The sequence below is a fragment of the Arthrobacter sp. CG_A4 genome (genome assembly GCF_035985125.1).
In the GTDB taxonomy this organism is placed as follows: domain Bacteria; phylum Actinomycetota; class Actinomycetes; order Actinomycetales; family Micrococcaceae; genus Arthrobacter.
Genome location: NZ_JAXCID010000013.1, coordinates 78,063 through 96,069 on the forward strand (window position 1 = coordinate 78,063; position 18,007 = coordinate 96,069).

Sequence of the window (18,007 nt, forward strand, 5' to 3'; positions counted from 1 at the left end):
CGGGGCGGGGTGGCCGTTCCACTTCGCATGCACTCACTTCACGGCCCGGTTAACGGGTAGTGTGCCCGTTAATCAGCCGCCAGGGTTGCGGTTGGACGGCGGGGTTGCCGGCGATGACGGCTTCGGCGCAGGCGGCTCCCTGCCCGCGGAGGTCCTGCTCTATGGTGGTGAGTCGGCAGCCCGGCGCGGTGTCGGAGCCGTCCCATCCGGTCACGGCAAGGCCGGATGGAATCGGAATGCCGGCTTGCGCTGCAGCGTCGATGACTCCCCGGGCCTGTTCATCACTCATCGTCAGGATCACATCCGGTCGGTCCCCGCGGTTTAGCAGCCTTTCGGCGGCCCGTGCCGATTCGGCGGCACTGTTGGTCGAACATGCCGCCACGGGGATCTGGTTCCAGTTGAAGCCTGCGGCGGTGATGGCGTCCTGGAATCCCAGCAGCCGGTTCCGGGTGACGGGGAAGGTGGCTGCTGCGGGGTCCGGCCCATGAGTGAGCGTTTCGGCCCGTGCCTTGGAAAAAGGAAAGCTCACGATCGCCGGGCTCCTGCTCTGACGCAGCCCGGCCTCCGCGACTGCCCGTGCCGCCGCCCGGTCCTCGATGCCCACCAGGCCGAACGGGCTTCTCTGCGGGCCGCCGTGGATGGTGACCGGCCGTCCCGCCACCGCCAGGGCGTCAAGGACCGGATCATCCTCCGTAGTCGTCCACACCACGAAGCCGTCTACGGCTGCGGCTCGGATGCGCTGTGCGTCCTCAGCCGAACCGTTGGTGGGAAGAATGGTCATGGCCATCCCGTGCCCGGCGCACACATCCGCTATCCCGGCGAGGAACCGCGTCGCCTGGGGATCATCGAAGGCGTAGGGCAGGCTCTCTCCCAGAACCACTCCGAGCGCACTACTGGTTCCCCGGCGCAGAGACCGGGCGCTGGGATCTGGTCCGGGATACCCCAGCACCTCCGCGGCGGTCAGAACTTTTTCCCGGGACGCAGCGGACACGCGCGAGGGAGTGCTGTAGGTGTAGGAGGCGGTCATTACGGAAACCCCAGCCGCGCGTGCCACCTCGCTGAGCGTGACCCGGGACCCCGAAGCGGAAGATGACATAAACCCAGCATACTTGTGTATCGTTACACAGATGATCCACTCACGAGTGTTTCCCGCCCTCAGTCCATCCCTGGCGTCGTACGCATCGTACGCATCGTTCGCGGCGTTCGGGATTTTTTGGGGCACCTGGGGCGCGTCGGTTCCAGGCTTCAGATCCCAGGCAGGTATCTCCGATGGCCAGCTGGGGACGGCACTGTTGTTCATTGGTGCCGGGGCGCTGCCGGCTATGCTGCTGACCGGCCGGGTAATTGACTGGCTCGGGGTCCGCATCACGGCGGCGGTGGCCCTTACGCTGCAGGGAGTCTCGGGGCTGATCATCGCATGGGGCGCGACGGACTTCACCAGCCTGTGTGGTGGCCTGCTGTTTGTGGGTGCGGCCAGCGGAGCGGCCGACGTCGCAATCAACGCGGCGGCGGGGGCCGCAGAGCAGACAACGGCCAGGCCGGTCATCACCCGCTCCCACGGTGTGTTTTCCGCCTTCGTGGTCATCTCCAGCCTTGGCACCGGCCTGTCAGCGTCACTTGGCGCCACCATCGTGTTCTCCTTCGTTGTGGTCGTAGCCGCATCGGTCATTGTCGGTCTGTTTCTCCTGCGCGCACTTCCCGTGCTGACTCCATCCGGTGCCCCGCCCGGGATGAGGGAAGAGGAATCTGAAGCGCGGGACCGCCGCGGCAGCGCCGGAGCGGAGATGCCGGTGCTGGCGGTCCTTCTCCTTGGAACTCTTGGGGCCCTGGCCTTCGCGGGCGAAAACGCGCACCAGAGCTGGTCCGCCGTGTTCTTTGCAGACGAGCTGGGCGCCGGTCCCGGGTTGAGTTCCACGGCCCCTGCGGTGTTCGCGGCCGTGGTCGCCATCACCCGTTTCAGCGCCGGAGCCCTGAAACCATCCCAGGCCAGGGGCGCACTGATCCTCGGGGCGGCCGCTGCCAGCCTTGGCGCGGCGATTCTTGCCGCTGCGCCAACGACCATCGTCGCCTGGATCGGGCTGGCGGTCGCCGCCACTGGCACCGCGGTCCTGTATCCGACCCTGTTGGGAATGCTTTCCCGCTCCACCCGTGAGGAGGCCCGCGGCAGGGCCACTTCCCTCCTTGCGACTGTGTCCTACGCCGGTTTTCTCCTCGGCCCCGTCTACGTCGGCCTGTGGTCCGAAGCGGCGGGCCTGCGCGGGTCAATGCTGGCCGTGGCCGGACTTTGCGCGGCCCTGCTCGTCCTGACCCCGGTCCTCCTGCGAAGCTGCCAGCGCCTTATCGGCTCCTCTCCCACGGGAGAAGACCCGCAGTCCACTCGAAACCCACAGGAGGACCGCCATGTTTGATGGAATGACCTGGCTAAACGAACCAGTCCGCTGGACGGCCGGCAGTGAGTCCCTAAGCGTCACCTCAGCTCCAGAAACGGACTTCTGGCGGGAAACCCACTACGGCTTCATCCACGACAACGGACACTTCCTGCACCGTGACGTCACCGGCGACTTCACAGCCACAGTGACCCTCTCGGGTGAATTCCACACCCTCTACGACCAGGCTGGGCTCATGATCCGAGATAGCGAACAAATCTGGGTCAAGACCGGCGTGGAGTACACCGATGGCGCCCTTCACCAGCACAGTCCTCACCAACGGCCGCTCGGATTGGTCCGTCGCACCGTTACCGCAAACGCCTGGCGAAGTCACAATCCAAGTGACCCGCCAGGGCAGTACAGTGCGCACCCAATATCTCCAGCCCGCCGGCATGGTCGGGCAGTGGCAGTTGCTGCGCCTGGGACACCTGCCACTGAAGGACACCTGCCAGATCGGCATAATGACATGTTCGCCGAAGCGCGGCGGACTGCGCACCCACTTCCGAGGACTCTCCATCATCACCTCACGTGCTATCGACTTACACCCGCATGAATAGCCAACAGTGATATCGGGCTCTGGCTCGCCTGATCCTCGGGGTCGTGATGGTGATCGTAGGACTCTAGCCGTGACAGGTATCAGTACTCGGAGCTGCACCCGCCCGCCTCATGGGCGGTCCTCTGATAGGCCCTTGGCTGGCGGCATAGGGCACCCTCCGGAGTCGCTGGAAGGGTTTCAGATGTCGCAGCCGGAACGCCGGTAAGAACTCGTTTCAGCAGGGACGCAGTCCGAACTCGGTGAAATGCTACTTGGAGGTCCGCCAATACGAACTTGCGCGCAATCCAAGGGAAGGGCCTCAGTTTCCGTGGCGCTCCTGACGCCGAGCAGGGTCTACCCGGTGATCAGATGTCGTTCGTGCGGATTGGCCGTGTCATGGCACTGCAATCTTCCGCGCACGCGCGGGGGTATTTCCAACTTCAGGCCACCGCCCCCTGGAAGTGCTTCTCGATGATCCCCATGATCTCCTCATGGCAGCCACCACATCCAGTACCGGCGCGGGTGGCGCCGGCAACCTCGGCCACCGTCCCGCACCCGGACGCAATAGCGGCGGCAATGGCAGTCCCGCTCACGCCCGCGCATCGGCACACAGTCCGCTCCGGATCCGCAGCGCCGGCGGCGGCAGCCTGGTCCGGACCGTCCAGCCGCAGCAGCAGCGACCTATCCGCGGGCAGCTCGGCGCCGCGTTCGAACAGCTGCACCAGCTCGGCCGCGGTGCGGGGCATGCCTACCGCAACGAGGCCTTCGAGAACGCCGGCGCGGGTGGCCATTTTGACGTAGCGGCCGTGTTCGGGGTCGGCCCACTGGGCGATCTGCAGCCGGGGCCGGCCGTCCGCGGCCCCCGCACAAAGAACATCCTCATCCCATGGCTCCGCGGCAACATCCCCGGCCGCGGCCATGGTCATCCCGCGGGCCTTGAGTACAATCACGCCGGGCAGCTCCGCCGGCAGCGCCGGCAAGGCCTCGGCGTCGGAAGCCTCGGACGCCAGCAACACCAGGTACTCCGCCAGCCATTCCGCCTGCCGCCACCCCGGACCCACCAGTCCGGACGGCCCCTGCGCGGCCCGGCACTCGAGACACTCAGCATCCGGGCAGCGGACCTCGGCGCAGTCGCCGATCGCAAAGATATGCGGTTCGTGGTGCGCCCGGAGCCTGTGGTCCACCAGGATGCCGGCCGCCGTCGGGAGCCCGCAGCCTTCCGCGAGTTCCGTTCGCGGCCGGACGCCGCAGGAGAGCACCAGCAGGTCGCCGTCGATCGCGGACCCGTCGTCCAGCAGCAGCGCCGAGAAGCCGCCTTCGGGCGCGTTGTGTTCCACCCCGACGCACCGGGCGTTGCCCGCCACCCGGACGCCGCAGTTCCGCAACGACGCGGCGAGCACCGCGCCGCCGCCGCGGTCGATGGTCCGTCCCAGCGGGTGCGGGCCGTTGTGCACCACGGTCACGGTGGCGCCTTCCTCAGCCGCGGCGAGGGCAATCTCCAGGCCCAGCACGCCGCCGCCGAGCACCACCACGCGCTTCCCGCCGGCCACCGCGGCGTGGAGCACCGAGGCGTCGCGCAGGTCCCGGAGGGCGGTCACGCCGGCGGGCAGCACCGGCGCGGCCGGGTCCGGGTTCAGTCCGGTGAGGTTGGGGATCACCGGGCGGGAGCCGGTGGCGAAGACGAGCCGCCCGTAGCCCGGGGAGGTGCCATCGCTCAACAAAACCCGCTGCCGGGCGCGGTCAATCCGGCGGACCCGGACACCCAGCCGGACGTCGACGCCGTCGGCAATCAGCGCCGCAGCGTCGGACAGAGCCAGCGCCGACGCGGTGGTCCGCCCGACGCCCAGGTCAGCTACGAGCACGCGGTTGTACGCGGCCTCAGCCTCCTCGCCGATCACCGTCAGCTGCGCGAGTCCGCTGCGTACCGCTGGCAGCAGCTCATCAACCAGCCGCGCGGCCACCGGCCCGAAGCCCACCACCACAATGCGCTCGGTCATGAGGCCTCCTCGTTGTGAAGATCGATAGTTTGAGACACACCAGCACCCGGCCGGACCCACACCTTGCTGGTCTTGAACTCCGGCATCCCGGAAATTGGATCTGTGACGGCCTCGGTGAGCCGGTTGGCGCTTTCCAGCTCCGGGAAATGGAACGGCAGGAACACCGTCTCGGGCCGGATGCCGGTGCTCAGCTCGGCCCGGCAGGAGACCTCGCCGCGGCCGTTGGAAATCGAGACGACGTCGCCCTCGGCGATGCCCTGAGCGGCGGCGGCCGCGGGATGGATCTGCAGCCGGGCCCCGGGCTGGGCGGCGGCCAGCGCGGCCACCCGCCGCGTCTGCGCACCGGACTGGTAATGCTCCATCAGTCGCCCGGTGAGCAGTGTCATGGCCGTTCCAGACTGTCCAGCGCCGGCCCGGTCAGCGTCCGTGGCAGAAAACGAACGACGGCGGGGCGTCACCGCAGTGAACACGGCCCGCCCGCCGGCGTGGGCAAAGGAGTCCAGGAACAGCCGCGGCGTCCCGGTGCTGCCGGTGGGGTACGGCCAGTACGCAGCCTCGCCGCGGTCCAGCATGGCGTAGTCGATCCCGGAGTAGTCGGCCAGACCGCCCTCGGAGGCGAGCCGGAGCTCCTCGAACACGGTCTCCGGGTCCTCGCTGAACATTGACGGCGCCTCCAACATTTCCGCGAGCCGGGCCATGATCCACAGCTCGCTGCGCACCCCGGGCGGGGGAGCGAGGGCCCGGCGGCGGCGGAGCACCCGGCCCTCGAGGTTGGTCAGCGTGCCCTCCTCCTCGGCCCACTGGGTGACCGGCAGGATCAGGTCAGCCTCGGCGGCGGTCTCGGACATGAAGAAGTCGCAGACCACCAGGAAGTCCAGGCTCCGCAGGCCCGCGATCACGGCGTTGGCGTCCGGCGCGGAAACCGCCACATTGGCGCCGTGCACGAAGAGGCAGCGGACGCCGTCGTGCCGGCCCAGGGACCTGAGCAGTTCGACGGCGGGGAGGCCGGGTCCGGGGATCAGCGCCTCCGGGACGCCCCACACGGCAGCCATGTGGGCGCGGGCGGAGGGGTCGGTGATTTTCCGGTAGCCGGGGAGCTGGTCCGCTTTCTGGCCGTGTTCGCGGCCGCCCTGCCCGTTGCCCTGGCCGGTGAGGGTGCCGTAGCCGCTGCGCGTAGAGCCGGGCAGGCCCAGCAGCAGGCTCAGGTTGATGGCGGCGGTGGCGGTGTCCGTGCCGTCCACATGCTGTTCCACGCCGCGGCCGGTGAGGATGTAGCTGCCGCCGCGACGGGCGCCGTCGGCCAGCCGGCGGGCGGTGTCGCGGATGAGTCCGGCGGGGACGCCGGTAACGGTCTGCACCCGCTCGGGCCAGTACGAGGCGACGCTGCGGACCAGGGCCTCGTAACCCGTGGTGCGTTCCGCGATGTAGCCGGCGTCGGCGAGGCCCTCGTGGATCACCACGTGGGAGAGGCCCAGGAGCAGGGCGAGGTCGGTGCCGGGCAGCGGTTGCAGGTGCAGGCCGCCGCCGTCGGAGGTGAACACCGCGGTGGCCGAGCGGCGGGGGTCCACGACTATCAGGCCGCCGGCGTCGCGGGCGCCCTGCAGGTGCTGGACAAACGGCGGCATGGTCTCGGCGACGTTGGAGCCGAGCATCAGGATGGTGCTAGCGGAGTCGAGGTCCGCCAGCGGGAACGGCAGGCCGCGGTCCAGGCCGAAGGCGCGCATCCCGGCCGCGGCAGCGGAGGACATGCAGAACCGGCCGTTGTAGTCGATCCGCGAGGTGCCCAGGGCCAGCCGGGCGAATTTGCCCAGCAGGTAGGCCTTCTCATTGGTCAGCCCGCCGCCGCCGAACACTCCGACGGCGTCCGCGCCGAAGCGGGCGCGGGTCGCCTTCACAGCGGTGGTGATCAGTTCCAGGGCCTTGTCCCAGCCGATGGGGCGGTGGACGCCGTCGGCGCCCCTGAGGAGCGGCTCGGTGACGCGGCCCGGGTGGTTCAGCAGCGAGGCCGAGGTCCAGCCCTTGCGGCACAGGCCGCCGCGGTTGGTGGGAAAGTCCCGCCCGGTGATGTCCAGGAGGGGTGCCTCCGGAACCCCAGCGGAAGACGGCGCCGCCCCCGCAAGGCTGGCCGCCCCGGCTGCGCTGCGTCCGCCGTCGTCCGCCGAAGCGGCGCTGCGTCCGCCGTCGTCCGCCCCGGTTGCGCTGCGTCCGCCGTCGTCCGCCGGACGCCCGCTGGCGGGGACCGTCAGCGTCATGGCGCACTGTAGAGCGCAGTAGGGGCAGTGGGTGGCGGCGCCGGCGGTCATGTTAGACGTGTCCCAGTGCGTTGCGGTTGGCGTTGCGGATGTAGCAGGCCCAGCAGACGGTCAGCATCAGGACGTAGGCCCCCACGAAGCCGTAGAACGCGGGGGTGTAGGAGCCGCTGGCGCTGTTGGAGGCGTTGAGCACCTGCGGGATAACGAACCCGCCGTACGCGCCGATGGCCGAGATCAGGCCCAACGCCGAAGACGCGAGGCGCTGGGTGGTCACGGTGCTGGCGCCGGCCTTAGCTGCCCGGCTGGAGGTGGCGAAAATGATGGGGATCATCCGGTACGTGGCGCCGTTTCCGAAGCCGCTGGCGGTGAAGAGCAGCAGGAACAGGCCAAGGAAGAGCCAGAAGTTCTTCAGCGGCAGGGTCCAGATCATGGTGAGGGTGATGACGGCCATCGCGGCGAACGCGGCCACCGTCATCCGGGCGCCGCCCATCCGGTCGGCCATCCGGCCGCCGTAGGGGCGGGCCAGCGAGCCGACCAGCGGGCCAAGGAATGCCAGCGACAGCGCCACGGTGCCGACGCCGATCGAGGAGAACGCCGGGAAGTAGTCCTTGATGAGCTTGGGGAACACGCCGGCGAAACCGATGAAGGAGCCGAAAGTGCCGATGTACAGCAGCGCCATGATCCACAGGTGCGGTTCCTTGAGCGCGGCGAGGGAGCCCGCAACATCGCCCTTGGCACTGGTCAGGTTGTCCATATACTTCCACGCGCCGAACGCGGCGAGCAGGATCAGCGGGACCCACATGAGGCCTGCCATGGGCAGGTTGACGGTGCCTGCGGCCAGGAGTGTGATGGCAATCGGGACCGCAAGCTGTGCGACGGCGGCACCGAGGTTGCCGCCGGCGGCGTTCAGGCCCAGCGCCCAACCCTTTTCGCGGGCCGGGTAGAAGAACGTGATGTTGGCCATCGAGCTGGCGAAGTTGCCGCCGCCCAAGCCCGCCAGGGCCGCCACGAACAGCATGGTGCCGAACGGGGTCTCCGGGTTGGCGACGCACAGGGCCAGCCCAATCGACGGGATCAGCAACAGCAGGGCCGAGACGATGGTCCAGTTGCGGCCGCCGAAGCGGGGGACCATAAAGGTGTAGGGAATCCGGAGGGTGGCTCCCACCAGGCTGGGCATCGAGATCAGCCAGAAGATCTCCGAGGTGGTGAAGGTGAAGCCGGCCGCGGGCAGCTGGACCACCACAATCGACCAGAGCTGCCAGACCACGAAGCCCAGGAACTCGGCGAAAATGGACCAGTTGAGGTTGCGCCGGGCGATGCTGCGGCCCTGGGACTCCCACTGTTCCTTGTTCTCGGCGTCCCAGTTGGCGATCCAGCGGCCGGGGCGGTGGTCGAGGACGGGCTGGTCGAGGACGGGCTGGTTAGGGACGGGCTGGTCGAGGACGGGCTGGTTAGGGACGGGGGCCGCGGCGGGGCGGGTATCTGCGGATTGTTCAGCAGTCACAGGTGACCTCCTTGGGGGATGTTGTCCTTCCAAAGTAGGCAAGCCGCGTTTCCGGGACCGTCGCGGTTTGTTAACGTGCTGTGACGTTTGCCTATCGGCCCGTTTGTGGAGGCGTGAGGGGCAAAGTTTGGCGTAATGTGATGACCACCACGTGAGACAACCTCAGATGTCCAAATAGTGGACTATCTGTCCATTGAATGGACAGCTGGAACTATTATCAGACATATACGAATCCTCTAGCCGGACGGTCTCAAGCGCCGCCACTCCGGTCTTTATGAAAGTGCTACTACATGTCATCCACTGTTAACCTTTCGAAGCAGGGGTCCGCCCCGCCGGTGAACTCGCGAGGCCGCGTCATTGTGGCCAGCCTGGTCGGCACCACCGTTGAGTTCTACGACTTCTACGTGTACGCCACCGCCGCCGTCCTGGTTTTCCCCCGGCTCTTTTTCCCGGGTCAGAACGAAACCACCCAGCTGCTGAGCTCCTTCGCAGTCTTCGGCGTCGCGTTCGTCGCCCGCCCGCTCGGGTCCATCGTGTTCGGCCACTTCGGTGACAAGTTCGGCCGGAAGGGCACCCTGGTGGCGTCGCTGCTGACCATGGGCATCGCCACCTTCCTGATCGGTTGCCTGCCGACGGCGCTCGTCCCGGGCTGGGAATTCTGGGCCCCGGCGCTGCTGGTTGTTATGCGGTTCGCCCAGGGCCTGGCTCTTGGCGGTGAGTGGAGCGGCGCGGCCCTGCTGGCCACCGAGAACGCCCCGGCGAACAAGCGGGCCATTTACGGCACGTTCCCGCAGCTGGGTGCGCCGATCGGTTTTATCATCGCCAACGTGATCTTCCTGGTCTTCAGCTACGCACTGTCGCCGGCGGATTTCATGGCATGGGGCTGGCGTGTGCCGTTCCTGCTTAGTGCCGTTATGGTCATCATCGGCCTCTACGTCCGGCTGAAGCTGATCGAAACTCCGGCGTTCACCAAGGTGCTTGAGTCCAAGGAGGTCGCCAAGCTGCCGCTCGCCCGGGTCTTCAAGACCAGCTGGCGCCAGGTCATCCTGGGCACGTTCATCATGCTTGCCACCTACGTGCTCTTCTACCTGATGACCACGTTCACGCTGACCTACGGCACCCGGGCAGCCAGCCTGGATGCCGCCAAGGCCGCCGCGGAGAAGGCGGGCAAGCCCATGACTGAGACTGCGGCAGCCGGGTTCGTCCCCGGGCTGGGCTTCACCCGCAACGACTTCCTGTGGATGCTGATCGCCGGCGTCGTGTTCTTCGGTATCTTCACCCTGGTTTCCGGGCCGCTGGCGGAGAAGTATGGCCGCCGCAAAATGCTGCTCGCCGTGACCGGAGGGATCTTCGTTTTCGGCCTGCTGTTCGTCCCGCTCTTCAGCGGCGGCTTCGTAGGCACCATGGCACTGCTGATCGTCGGGTTCTCCCTGATGGGCCTGACGTTCGGACCTATGGGTGCGCTGCTGCCGGAACTGTTCCCGACGAATGTCCGGTACACCGGCTCCGCCATCAGCTACAACGTCTCCAGCATCCTGGGCGCAGCCGTGGCTCCGTTCATCGCCGTCTGGCTCTGGGAAATGGCGAAGGGCAGCCCCGGATTGGTGGGCGTCTACCTTACCTCCATGTCCGTTCTGACGCTGGTGGCACTGTTCCTGAGCAAGGAAACCCGCGACCTGGACTACGAGAACAACGTAGCCTGAGGCTCCTTCGGCGAGGCGCCTGATGCGCCTGGGGCGGCGAGCCTGACGCCGTCGGGGCCGCCGTCGACGCCCCTTCCCGGTTGAATCCCTCAACCGGCTCCGCGAGGTGAGACTTCGCGCCCATGATTCCCCGCAACATGGGCGCGAAGTCTCACCTCGACGGCGCTGCATCCGCCTGCCCGCGCCTGCCCGCGCCCGCGCCCGCGCCCGCCCGCGCCTGCACCCCGGCTCAGGCCTACCTGGCGTACCGCTCCACAAAGTTCCGCAGGATCTTCATCGGCTCGGTCACGCTGTGCTGCCGGGCGAGGTCCATAAGCTCCTCCGCGGAATCGGGCGGGAAGTAGCCGGCGTGGCGGTAGATGTCGATCCGGGTGGTGAGCCCGTCGGCGTCGAGCTCGGGATGGAACTGGGTAGCATAGAGGTTGGTCCGGATCCGGAACATCTGCACCGGGCAGTCGGCGGAGCTGGCGAGGAGTACGGCATGGCCCGGCAGTACGGTGCAGGCCTCCTTGTGGCCCACAAATGCGGTGAATGACTGCGGCAGGCCCTTGAGCAGCGGGTCCACCAGCCCCTCTTCAGTCACACTCACGGTCACGCCGCCGAGCCCTTCGCCGTAGGTCCGGTCGATCACGGCGCCCTGGTGCAGGCCCAGGGTGCCCACCCCGTAGCAGGCGCCGAAGAAGGGGAAGTCCTCGGCCACGATCCGGTCCAGCAGGGCGGCGAGCTGGCGCTCCACCCGGTGCTGGACGGCGGTCTTGTGCCCGGCGGGGTCGCTGGAGGTGAAAGGGCTCCCGCCGACGATCACGCCGGAGTACTCGGAGAGCTCCAGTTCAGGCAGGGGAGCGGCTTCCATCCGGATCCGGTGCAGCTGCTCTGCGGCCAGCCCGGCATAGCGCAGGTAGGCCCGGTATTCGTCTTCGGCGGCGTCGTCCTCGGCCCGGGAGGCGAGGAGCAGAAATGGCTTCACAGAACTAAGTTTGCCCCTCGCCGCGGCCGGTGCGCTATTCGGCGTCCTCGATCAGGGCGATGACGGCGCCCGCGGAGACGGTCTCGCCGGCGGATGCGGACAGCCCGGTCACGATGCCGGCCCGGTGGGCGGTGAGCGGCTGTTCCATCTTCATGGCTTCGAGCACAACCACCAGATCGCCTTCGGCTACGAGGTCACCCTCGGCGACGGCCACCTTGACGATGGTGCCCTGCATCGGGGAAGTGAGGGCGTTGCCGCTGGCCGCGACCGCGCCGCCGCCGGTGCGCGGACGCTTCTTAACCTTGGCCGGCCTGCCGCCGCCCGTGCCGCCGGTCCCGTTGCCCAGCGACGCCGGGAGCACAACTTCAAGGCGCTTGCCGCCCACCTCGACGACGACGCGCTGGCGTCCGCCGTCGTCGTCCGCTTCAGTGTCGGTGCCGGTGGGTGTCCAGGCGGGAATGTCGTTGACGAAGGCGGTCTCGATCCAGCGGGTATGGATCTTGAACGGGCCCTCGGCGGGGGCGAAATCGGGGTCGGTGACGACGGCGAGGTCGAACGGGATGACGGTGGGGATGCCCTCGACCACCATCTCCTCAAGGGCTCGGCGGGCGCGCTGCAGGGCCTGCGTCCGGGTGGCGCCGGTGACGATCAGCTTGGAGAGCATCGAGTCGAAGTTGCCGCTGATGATGTCGCCCTGCTCCACGCCGGAGTCGACCCGGATGCCGGGGCCGGTGGGGTTCAACAAGCGCGTGATGGTGCCCGGTGCGGGCATGAAGTTCCGGCCCGGGTCCTCGCCGGTGATGCGGAATTCGATCGAGTGGCCGCGGATTTCCGGGTCCCCGTAGCCGAGTTCCTCGCCGCGGGCCAACCGGAACTGCTCGCGGACGAGGTCGATTCCGGTGACTTCCTCGGAGACGCAGTGCTCCACCTGGAGGCGGGTGTTGACTTCGAGGAAGGAGATGGTGCCGTCCTGGCCTACGAGGAATTCGCAGGTGCCGGCGCCGAGGTAGCCTGCTTCCTTGAGGATGGCCTTGGAGGATTCGTAGATCCGGCGGTTCTGCTCTTCGGTAAGGAAGGGGGCGGGGGCTTCTTCGACGAGTTTCTGGTTGCGGCGCTGCAGCGAGCAGTCGCGGGTGGAGACCACCACCACGTTGCCATGGGCGTCGGCGAGGCACTGCGTCTCGACGTGGCGCGGGGCGTCCAGGAAGCGTTCGATGAAGCACTCGCCGCGGCCGAAGGCGGCGACGGCTTCGCGCACGGCGGATTCGAAGAGTTCCGGGATTTCCTCGCGGGTGCGGGCCACCTTGATGCCGCGGCCGCCGCCGCCGAAGGCTGCCTTGATGGCAACGGGCAGGCCGAATTTGTCCACGAACTCGAGGATTTCCTCGGCGGATTCCACCGGGTCGGCGGTGCCTGGAACCTGCGGTGCGCCCACCTTTTCGGCGATGTGGCGGGCCTGGACCTTGTCGCCCAGGGCGGAGATCGAGGCGGGGGAGGGGCCGATCCAGGTGATGCCGGCGTCGATCACTCTGGCGGCGAACTCGGCGTTTTCGGAGAGGAAGCCGTAGCCCGGGTGGATCGCGTCGGCGCCGGAGCGCTGCGCCACCTCGATCAGTTTGTCCATCACGAGGTAGGACTCGGCGGCGGTGTTCCCGCCGAGCGCGTAGGCCTCGTCGGCGAGTTTGACGTGCAGCGCGTCACGGTCCGGGTCCGCGTAGACCGCCACGGAGGCGATCCCTTCATCGCGTGCGGCGCGGATGATCCGCACCGCGATTTCGCCGCGGTTGGCGATCAGCACCTTGCTCATCGGACGTGCACCCGGCGGGGTGACTGCGGCGGTGCCGGCCTGGGCTGACGGCTGCACGGGATTTGCGGACTGCTCCGAATTTGCTGACAAGGCGTCTCCTTCTTTCCTTCAGGGAGCCTAGCGCGGTTTTGTGGGTTCCGCCGATAGTACTTGCGGATTCCGCGCGTAAACCGCCCAACCTTTGTAGGGTTGCTACAAAGGTCTGCGAATTAGCTCACTCGGCGCGGATCAGTGCGGGATCCGCGGCGCCGGTTGTCCACAGCTCGGTGATACTTACCCGGGCCTGGCCCAGCAGCCCGCGGAGGGTGGAAATGGACAGCCCGACGACGGCGTGCGGGTCGCCGTCGACCTTGCGGATGAAGGCCCCGCCATAGCCGTCGATCGTGAACGAGCCGGCGCACTGCAGCGGCTCTCCGGTGGCGATGTAGGCGTCAATTTCCGCGGCGCTCATCTCCATGAAGTGGACCTCGGCTGAGGTGACGTGGCCCAGGGTCGCGCCGGAGCCGGCACCTGCCTCGTTGCCGCCGTCGGCCTCCGTGTCTCTGCAGTCGACCAGCCAGTGGCCGGTGTGCAGCACACCCTTGCTGCCGCTCATCCGGCGCATCCGCTCCCGGGCGACGTCGGCCGTGTACGGCTTGCCGTGCGCCTCGCCGGCGAACTCGAAGACCGAATCGCAGCCGATCACCAGCGCGCCTTCGGCCTCCGGCAGCGAGGCCACGGCCTCGGCCTTGGCGCGGGCCAGGAGCAGGGCCGTGTCGTGCGGGTCGGTCACGCCGTAGCGGGCCTGGACGGCGTCCTCGTCCACATCGGAGACGAGGATCTGGTGCCGGATGCCGGCGTCGGTCAGCAGCTTGGTGCGGGCGGGGGACTGGGAGGCAAGAATGAGGCGGGTCACCGCTCCAGCCTAATCCACCGCGGTAGAGCAACGCGGGGTCACGTACGGCCCATGCGGCGGCTTTGGATGGGCGCTAAGTGACCCCGCGTTGCTTGAGCCTTTTTGGCGTGGCAAGTCCGCACACCTGGCGGCGCTGGTCAGTCGGGGATCGGTGTGTGGACGGCAGCCGTGCGCCACATCAGCCACCCCCACCACACCTGGGCTCCTCCGAAGACGACCGCGGACAGCGGACCTGCGACAGGCACGAAGGGTCCGCCCAGGGCCAGGAAGGCCGGTCCGCTGATCGCGAGCAGTAGACCGGGAGCGCGGTGGAAGTCACCCGCCCGTGCTGCAGCGGCGCCCAGCATCGCCAGCCCCAGAGGCCAGCCGAGCGCGAGGATGCCTGTGCCGATGAACAGCGGGGAACTCAGCAGCGGCCCGTCCAGCGCCAGGAGCTCCGGAGCTCGGGTCGCCAGCACAGGGAACACGATGGCCTCGGCCGCTGCAAGCCCGGCCGCCCCGACCACTCCGACGAGCGTGACGATCAGCCCGGGCTGACCCAGGCGGCCCAGCCTATTCTCGTGGCTGGCGACGAGGCCGGCAGCGCCGATGAGAGCCAGGATGAAAACGAATACACCGATTGCGTGCAGCGCGGTCCAGGCCCCGAAGCCCCGCACAACTTCGTCGACGGGCTGGGTGAACAGACTGGGATGCCACGGCAATGCGGTCGCGACAACCCGCTCACCGCCAGCGAGACCGCTGACACCCGCACGGAAACATGCAAGCTGCTCATGCCGCCATTCGAGTGCGGGTGGACCCGATGCGGGTGGACCCGAAACCGTCCGCTCAGCGACCGTCCTGCACGCCGTCGCCATCTGGAGCACCTTATTGGGAGACATGCCCCGGGCCCCACGCGGCCACCGCTGCTCACGCGAAGCGGCGCGTTAGATGCACAGTCACCTCGTCGCCGACGTCCTTCGCCAGCACTTTCCGGAACGCAGCCCGGAGTGGCATCATGTGCGTGCCGCCACCCACAGGCAGCATGGTTGCCTCGTAGTCGTGGCCGTCGACGGTGCCTCCGATTTTGACGGACTTGCCTGTGCCGAAGAACTCGGCGGAGTCGGGCATCTGCACGCAGAGCCAGCCGCTGTTTCCATCGGTTATCACGTTCGCACTGAAGGTGGTGTCAATGGGCTGCGCGGTCTTATTCGTGTTCGTCATTGTTGGTCTTTCTCGTGTCGATCCTGATAGGTCCGGGGTGGTCCCACTGTCAGGTAACTGTCAGGAGCGAGAACGCTGTGCGAAGGCCGCGGCCCCCGATCCAGTGAGTTCGTTCGCAGCTACGGGCCGTCCTGATGCGGCAAGCAGAAGGACTATGGCGGGGCCGCGGACCTCTTGGCCCGTGCCGTGTTCGAAGGCCGCGTCGGAGGCAACCAGTCGCCATCCTTCAGCACGTTCCTTGCCGCCTCCCATCTTCTCAGTCGTCTTTAGCTGGTAGCTCAGTGCGGTGATTACGTGGGCGGCCGGGTAGTCGCGGCTGATACCTACAGGGCGGCGGATGTCCTCCCCGTGGACGAACGCTTCGACCAGCCGAGTGGCGAGCGGCGCCGGGGGGCCGGTTGTCCGAGTGAGCACGGCGCGAAACTCAGCCAGCGTGCGACCAGGATCGTCAGCGCGTTCCCTTGCTACCCCTGCGGCGTTGTCCCGGTCGAAGTCGAAGCCGACAGCGACCATGCTGCGGACGAACCCCAGGCGGGTCGTCTTCGCGGTATCGACGAGATGGGCCACGACGTCGTGAACGTCCCAATCGGGACAAGGCGAGGGCCTCTGCCACTGTTCTGGTCGCAGCATCTCGAGGTCGCGAATCAGCGCCCGACGTTCGTCGTGCACCACAGGCCAGATGACGGAGCCGAGTCGCGAGTTCATTTCACTACTAAAACAAAAGCGGACATTCTTGGCAATTAGACGATATGAAGTGAGGGTGGCCCAGCGCCGCTGTCGCGCAGAACTTACGGCACGTACAACGACGGGTGTTCCTCAGCTCATGCGCTCGACTTCATCGGAGAGCGCTGGGCGCTCGTCACCGTGCGGGAACTGATACTTGGACCCAAGCGCTTCGTAGACACCCAACGCGACATCCCGGGGATCGGGCCGGCGGCGCTCTCCCCGCGCTTCCAGGACCTTAAAGAGGCAGGCAGTGGTGCGCCGCAAACTGCACATGCCCATGCACACGACAATGTACGACCTTACGGACTGGGGGCGTGACCTCGAGACCGTCAACACCGCCCTGTCGCCATGGGCAGTTCGCTCACCGTGGCCACCGCTCGACGCCGATATGAGCCCCGATACGCTCGTCTTGGAAATGCGGGCACACACGCGACCGCTCGCCCAAAGCGCACGGAGTCGGCGGGTCGCGCCCAAGCTTACAGATTCCCGCGTCGCCCCTACCGGGAGCCTCGACGCACTCGTCAACAGCGCGACATCAGCATGGAAAACCCTCATCATCAGCGGAGATCCGCTCGAAAACTGCAAGGACATCGCGTTTGAAGGGGACGGGGAGGCTGTCCTTGCCCTGCTCGACGTCACCCGGCCTTAAGCCACGATCAAGCCCGGACCATGAGATTTAACGGCAGTGGCCGACTTTAGGGACCCGCAGTTTCCGTCCCGGTGCGGGCTCTCTCAGCGACAATTCTCGGTATGACCAGTTATACTCGGAACCATGAAGACCGCAATTTCGATTCCCGACAGCGACTTCGAACGCTTCGAGCGGGTCGCTGCGCGACATGGCATGAACCGGTCCGAGTTCTTCCGGCGCGCCGGCCGCCGTCTTGTCACGGAGCTTGAGGGCGAAGCGGAACTGACGGCGCTAGCGAACTCGGTGATCAAACGCGCCGGGCAGCCCTCCGCGGACAGCCCGTTCCTGCATGAGTCGGCGCGCACGATGCTCGAACGCACCGACTGGTGATCTCGCACGGCGACGTCGTTTGGGTCGACTTCGGTTCGCCCCGCGGATCAGAACCAGCAAAGCGTCGGCCGGCCGTTGTCGTGCAGGAGGATTGGTTGCTTGCCACCCAGATCACGACGGTCCTCGTCGTGCCACTGACGTCGAACGTCGCACTGGAAGCCTTCCCGGGTAACGTGCTGATACCGGTCGACGCTTCCGGTCTCGGCAAGGACTCCGTCGCGGTGGTGTCGCAGATCGGTCCGGTCAGCCGCGAGTTCCTCGAACCGGACCCCGTCGGGCACGTGCCCAGTTACGTACTCTCCAAGGTCGCGGCCGGCATCCGCCTGGCTATGGGCATCTGATCGCGTATTCCGCCTGCGCAGGCGCCAGTACCGACCGGCTTACGCAACTGCCGCTGAGCTCTTGCGCGAGTACCAGAGTGATAAAACCAAAGCTGTACCCCAAATAAATGAAGAACAATGGATCCCATAGCCATGCGTGGCCAATCATGGCGTTGACGTCATAGGGCGGGGGCGAGGGGAGGTGCGAATCGCTTTTGCGCTGCCTGCTTGGTCATCCCGAGTGTCGTGCCGATGCTCTGCCAGGTAGCGCCAGCGTTCCGGGCCCAAGCGTTCCTTGTCCGAGAACTACGAAGGCTTGCATGCCGCCGATTATGATCAGGGCGACATCGGCCCTGCGGTCCGGTACGGAGGCCAGAATCATGACAACGGAGAGCACGCCCAGTCCGGCCATCGACGGTCCGGCTCCGAACCGAAGCCGTTTCTCCCGCGCCGATGACACTATGGGCTAGTTCACCGGGCCTTCGCATCCATGTCGAGGAATCGCCCGGCATGGACGACGGACGGCACCCCAACGCACGCAGTGTGGTCCGGACCTTATTGTTGTTACCCGTCGCGTTATTTGACTGTGGCGGCGTCACGTCCGGTGATGACGGGCCGGGCATAGAAATGCCCCGCCGGCGGGTTCCGGCGGGGCGT

General features: G+C 67.3%; 16 protein-coding genes and 1 pseudogene. 7 read left to right on the forward strand and 10 right to left on the reverse strand.

Features of this window, described 5'->3' with window-relative positions:
• Positions 1-49: 49 nt before the first annotated feature.
• Positions 50-1,096, reverse strand: a complete 1,047-nt coding sequence (locus RCH07_RS07765; protein ID WP_326966890.1) for a LacI family DNA-binding transcriptional regulator — start codon at positions 1,094-1,096, stop codon at positions 50-52.
• A 31-nt stretch (positions 1,097-1,127) separates the two neighbouring features.
• Between RCH07_RS07765 and RCH07_RS07770 the strand changes: the two genes are divergently transcribed.
• Both RCH07_RS07770 and RCH07_RS19285 read left to right on the forward strand, forming a co-directional pair.
• Complete coding sequence (locus RCH07_RS07770; RefSeq protein ID WP_326966891.1) at positions 1,128-2,408, forward strand: MFS transporter; 1,281 nt, start codon at positions 1,128-1,130, stop codon at positions 2,406-2,408.
• A 4-nt stretch (positions 2,409-2,412) separates the two neighbouring features.
• Positions 2,413-2,983 (forward strand): annotated as a pseudogene (locus RCH07_RS19285) (DUF1349 domain-containing protein).
• A gap of 418 nt (positions 2,984-3,401) precedes the next feature.
• Here the strand turns inward: RCH07_RS19285 and RCH07_RS07780 are convergent.
• From RCH07_RS07780 to RCH07_RS07790, 3 genes are read right to left on the reverse strand one after another with little or no spacing between them, the layout of a single operon-like run.
• Positions 3,402-4,958, reverse strand: coding sequence for an FAD-dependent oxidoreductase (locus RCH07_RS07780; RefSeq protein WP_326966894.1), 1,557 nt, complete (start codon positions 4,956-4,958; stop codon positions 3,402-3,404).
• Positions 4,955-7,261 carry a molybdopterin oxidoreductase family protein gene (locus tag RCH07_RS07785; RefSeq protein WP_326966895.1) on the reverse strand — a complete coding sequence of 769 codons (2,307 nt, stop codon included), beginning with the start codon at positions 7,259-7,261 and terminating at the stop codon, positions 4,955-4,957. Before RCH07_RS07785 ends, RCH07_RS07780 begins: the two co-directional genes overlap by 4 nt.
• Before the next feature lies 1 nt (position 7,262).
• Positions 7,263-8,714, reverse strand: coding sequence for an MFS transporter (locus RCH07_RS07790; protein WP_326966896.1), 1,452 nt, complete (start codon positions 8,712-8,714; stop codon positions 7,263-7,265).
• 290 nt (positions 8,715-9,004) lie between these two features.
• On the opposite strand from RCH07_RS07790, the gene RCH07_RS07795 reads away from it, so the two are divergent.
• The gene (locus RCH07_RS07795) at positions 9,005-10,417 is read left to right on the forward strand and encodes an MFS transporter (protein WP_326966897.1); all 1,413 of its coding nucleotides are present in this window, start codon (positions 9,005-9,007) and stop codon (positions 10,415-10,417) included.
• A 235-nt stretch (positions 10,418-10,652) separates the two neighbouring features.
• On the opposite strand, the gene RCH07_RS07800 is transcribed toward RCH07_RS07795, so the two are convergent.
• From RCH07_RS07800 to RCH07_RS07825, 6 genes are all read right to left on the reverse strand, one after another.
• Entirely contained in the window at positions 10,653-11,384 is a 732-nt protein-coding gene (locus RCH07_RS07800) for a glutamine amidotransferase (protein WP_326966898.1), read from the reverse strand.
• 34 nt (positions 11,385-11,418) lie between these two features.
• Positions 11,419-13,281 (reverse strand): acetyl/propionyl/methylcrotonyl-CoA carboxylase subunit alpha, encoded by a 1,863-nt coding sequence (locus RCH07_RS07805; protein WP_442784790.1) that lies wholly within the window; start codon positions 13,279-13,281, stop codon positions 11,419-11,421.
• 124 nt (positions 13,282-13,405) lie between these two features.
• The gene (locus tag RCH07_RS07810; protein WP_326966899.1) at positions 13,406-14,086 is read right to left on the reverse strand and encodes a Maf family protein; all 681 of its coding nucleotides are present in this window, start codon (positions 14,084-14,086) and stop codon (positions 13,406-13,408) included.
• A gap of 137 nt (positions 14,087-14,223) precedes the next feature.
• Positions 14,224-14,787 (reverse strand): hypothetical protein, encoded by a 564-nt coding sequence (locus RCH07_RS07815; RefSeq protein ID WP_326966900.1) that lies wholly within the window; start codon positions 14,785-14,787, stop codon positions 14,224-14,226.
• 205 nt (positions 14,788-14,992) lie between these two features.
• Positions 14,993-15,286, reverse strand: coding sequence for a DUF1905 domain-containing protein (locus tag RCH07_RS07820; protein WP_326966901.1), 294 nt, complete (start codon positions 15,284-15,286; stop codon positions 14,993-14,995).
• Between the two features lie 60 nt (positions 15,287-15,346).
• Positions 15,347-15,991 (reverse strand): maleylpyruvate isomerase family mycothiol-dependent enzyme, encoded by a 645-nt coding sequence (locus RCH07_RS07825; RefSeq protein ID WP_326966902.1) that lies wholly within the window; start codon positions 15,989-15,991, stop codon positions 15,347-15,349.
• Positions 15,992-16,150: 159 nt separating this feature from the next.
• Between RCH07_RS07825 and RCH07_RS07830 the strand changes: the two genes are divergently transcribed.
• The 4 genes from RCH07_RS07830 to RCH07_RS07845 all read left to right on the forward strand — a co-directional run bounded on the left by RCH07_RS07830 (position 16,151) and on the right by RCH07_RS07845 (position 17,371).
• The gene (locus tag RCH07_RS07830; RefSeq protein ID WP_326966903.1) at positions 16,151-16,330 is read left to right on the forward strand and encodes a hypothetical protein; all 180 of its coding nucleotides are present in this window, start codon (positions 16,151-16,153) and stop codon (positions 16,328-16,330) included.
• Entirely contained in the window at positions 16,263-16,661 is a 399-nt protein-coding gene (locus tag RCH07_RS07835; RefSeq protein ID WP_326966909.1) for a hypothetical protein, read from the forward strand. Before RCH07_RS07830 ends, RCH07_RS07835 begins: the two co-directional genes overlap by 68 nt.
• 123 nt (positions 16,662-16,784) lie before the next feature.
• Positions 16,785-17,030: a ribbon-helix-helix domain-containing protein gene (locus RCH07_RS07840; protein WP_326966904.1), complete on the forward strand. Its 246-nt coding sequence runs from the start codon at positions 16,785-16,787 to the stop codon at positions 17,028-17,030.
• On the forward strand, positions 17,027-17,371 hold the full coding sequence (locus RCH07_RS07845) for a type II toxin-antitoxin system PemK/MazF family toxin (protein WP_326966905.1): 345 nt from the start codon (positions 17,027-17,029) through the stop codon (positions 17,369-17,371). The genes RCH07_RS07840 and RCH07_RS07845 overlap by 4 nt, the downstream gene beginning before the upstream one ends.
• The last annotated feature ends 636 nt before the right edge of the window (positions 17,372-18,007 follow it).

Excerpts from the sequence above, each read along its gene's own strand:
- RCH07_RS07765 (WP_326966890.1), bottom strand. The coding sequence starts at position 1,096 with ATGTCATCTTCCGCTTCGGGGTCCCGGGTCACGCTCAGCGAGGTGGCA.
- RCH07_RS07770 (WP_326966891.1), top strand. The coding sequence starts at position 1,128 with ATGATCCACTCACGAGTGTTTCCCGCCCTCAGTCCATCCCTGGCGTCG.
- RCH07_RS07780 (WP_326966894.1), bottom strand. The coding sequence starts at position 4,958 with ATGACCGAGCGCATTGTGGTGGTGGGCTTCGGGCCGGTGGCCGCGCGG.
- RCH07_RS07785 (WP_326966895.1), bottom strand. The coding sequence starts at position 7,261 with ATGACCGCCGGCGCCGCCACCCACTGCCCCTACTGCGCTCTACAGTGC.
- RCH07_RS07795 (WP_326966897.1), top strand. The coding sequence starts at position 9,005 with ATGTCATCCACTGTTAACCTTTCGAAGCAGGGGTCCGCCCCGCCGGTG.
- RCH07_RS07820 (WP_326966901.1), bottom strand. The coding sequence starts at position 15,286 with ATGACGAACACGAATAAGACCGCGCAGCCCATTGACACCACCTTCAGT.
- RCH07_RS07825 (WP_326966902.1), bottom strand. The coding sequence starts at position 15,991 with ATGAACTCGCGACTCGGCTCCGTCATCTGGCCTGTGGTGCACGACGAA.
- RCH07_RS07840 (WP_326966904.1), top strand. The coding sequence starts at position 16,785 with ATGAAGACCGCAATTTCGATTCCCGACAGCGACTTCGAACGCTTCGAG.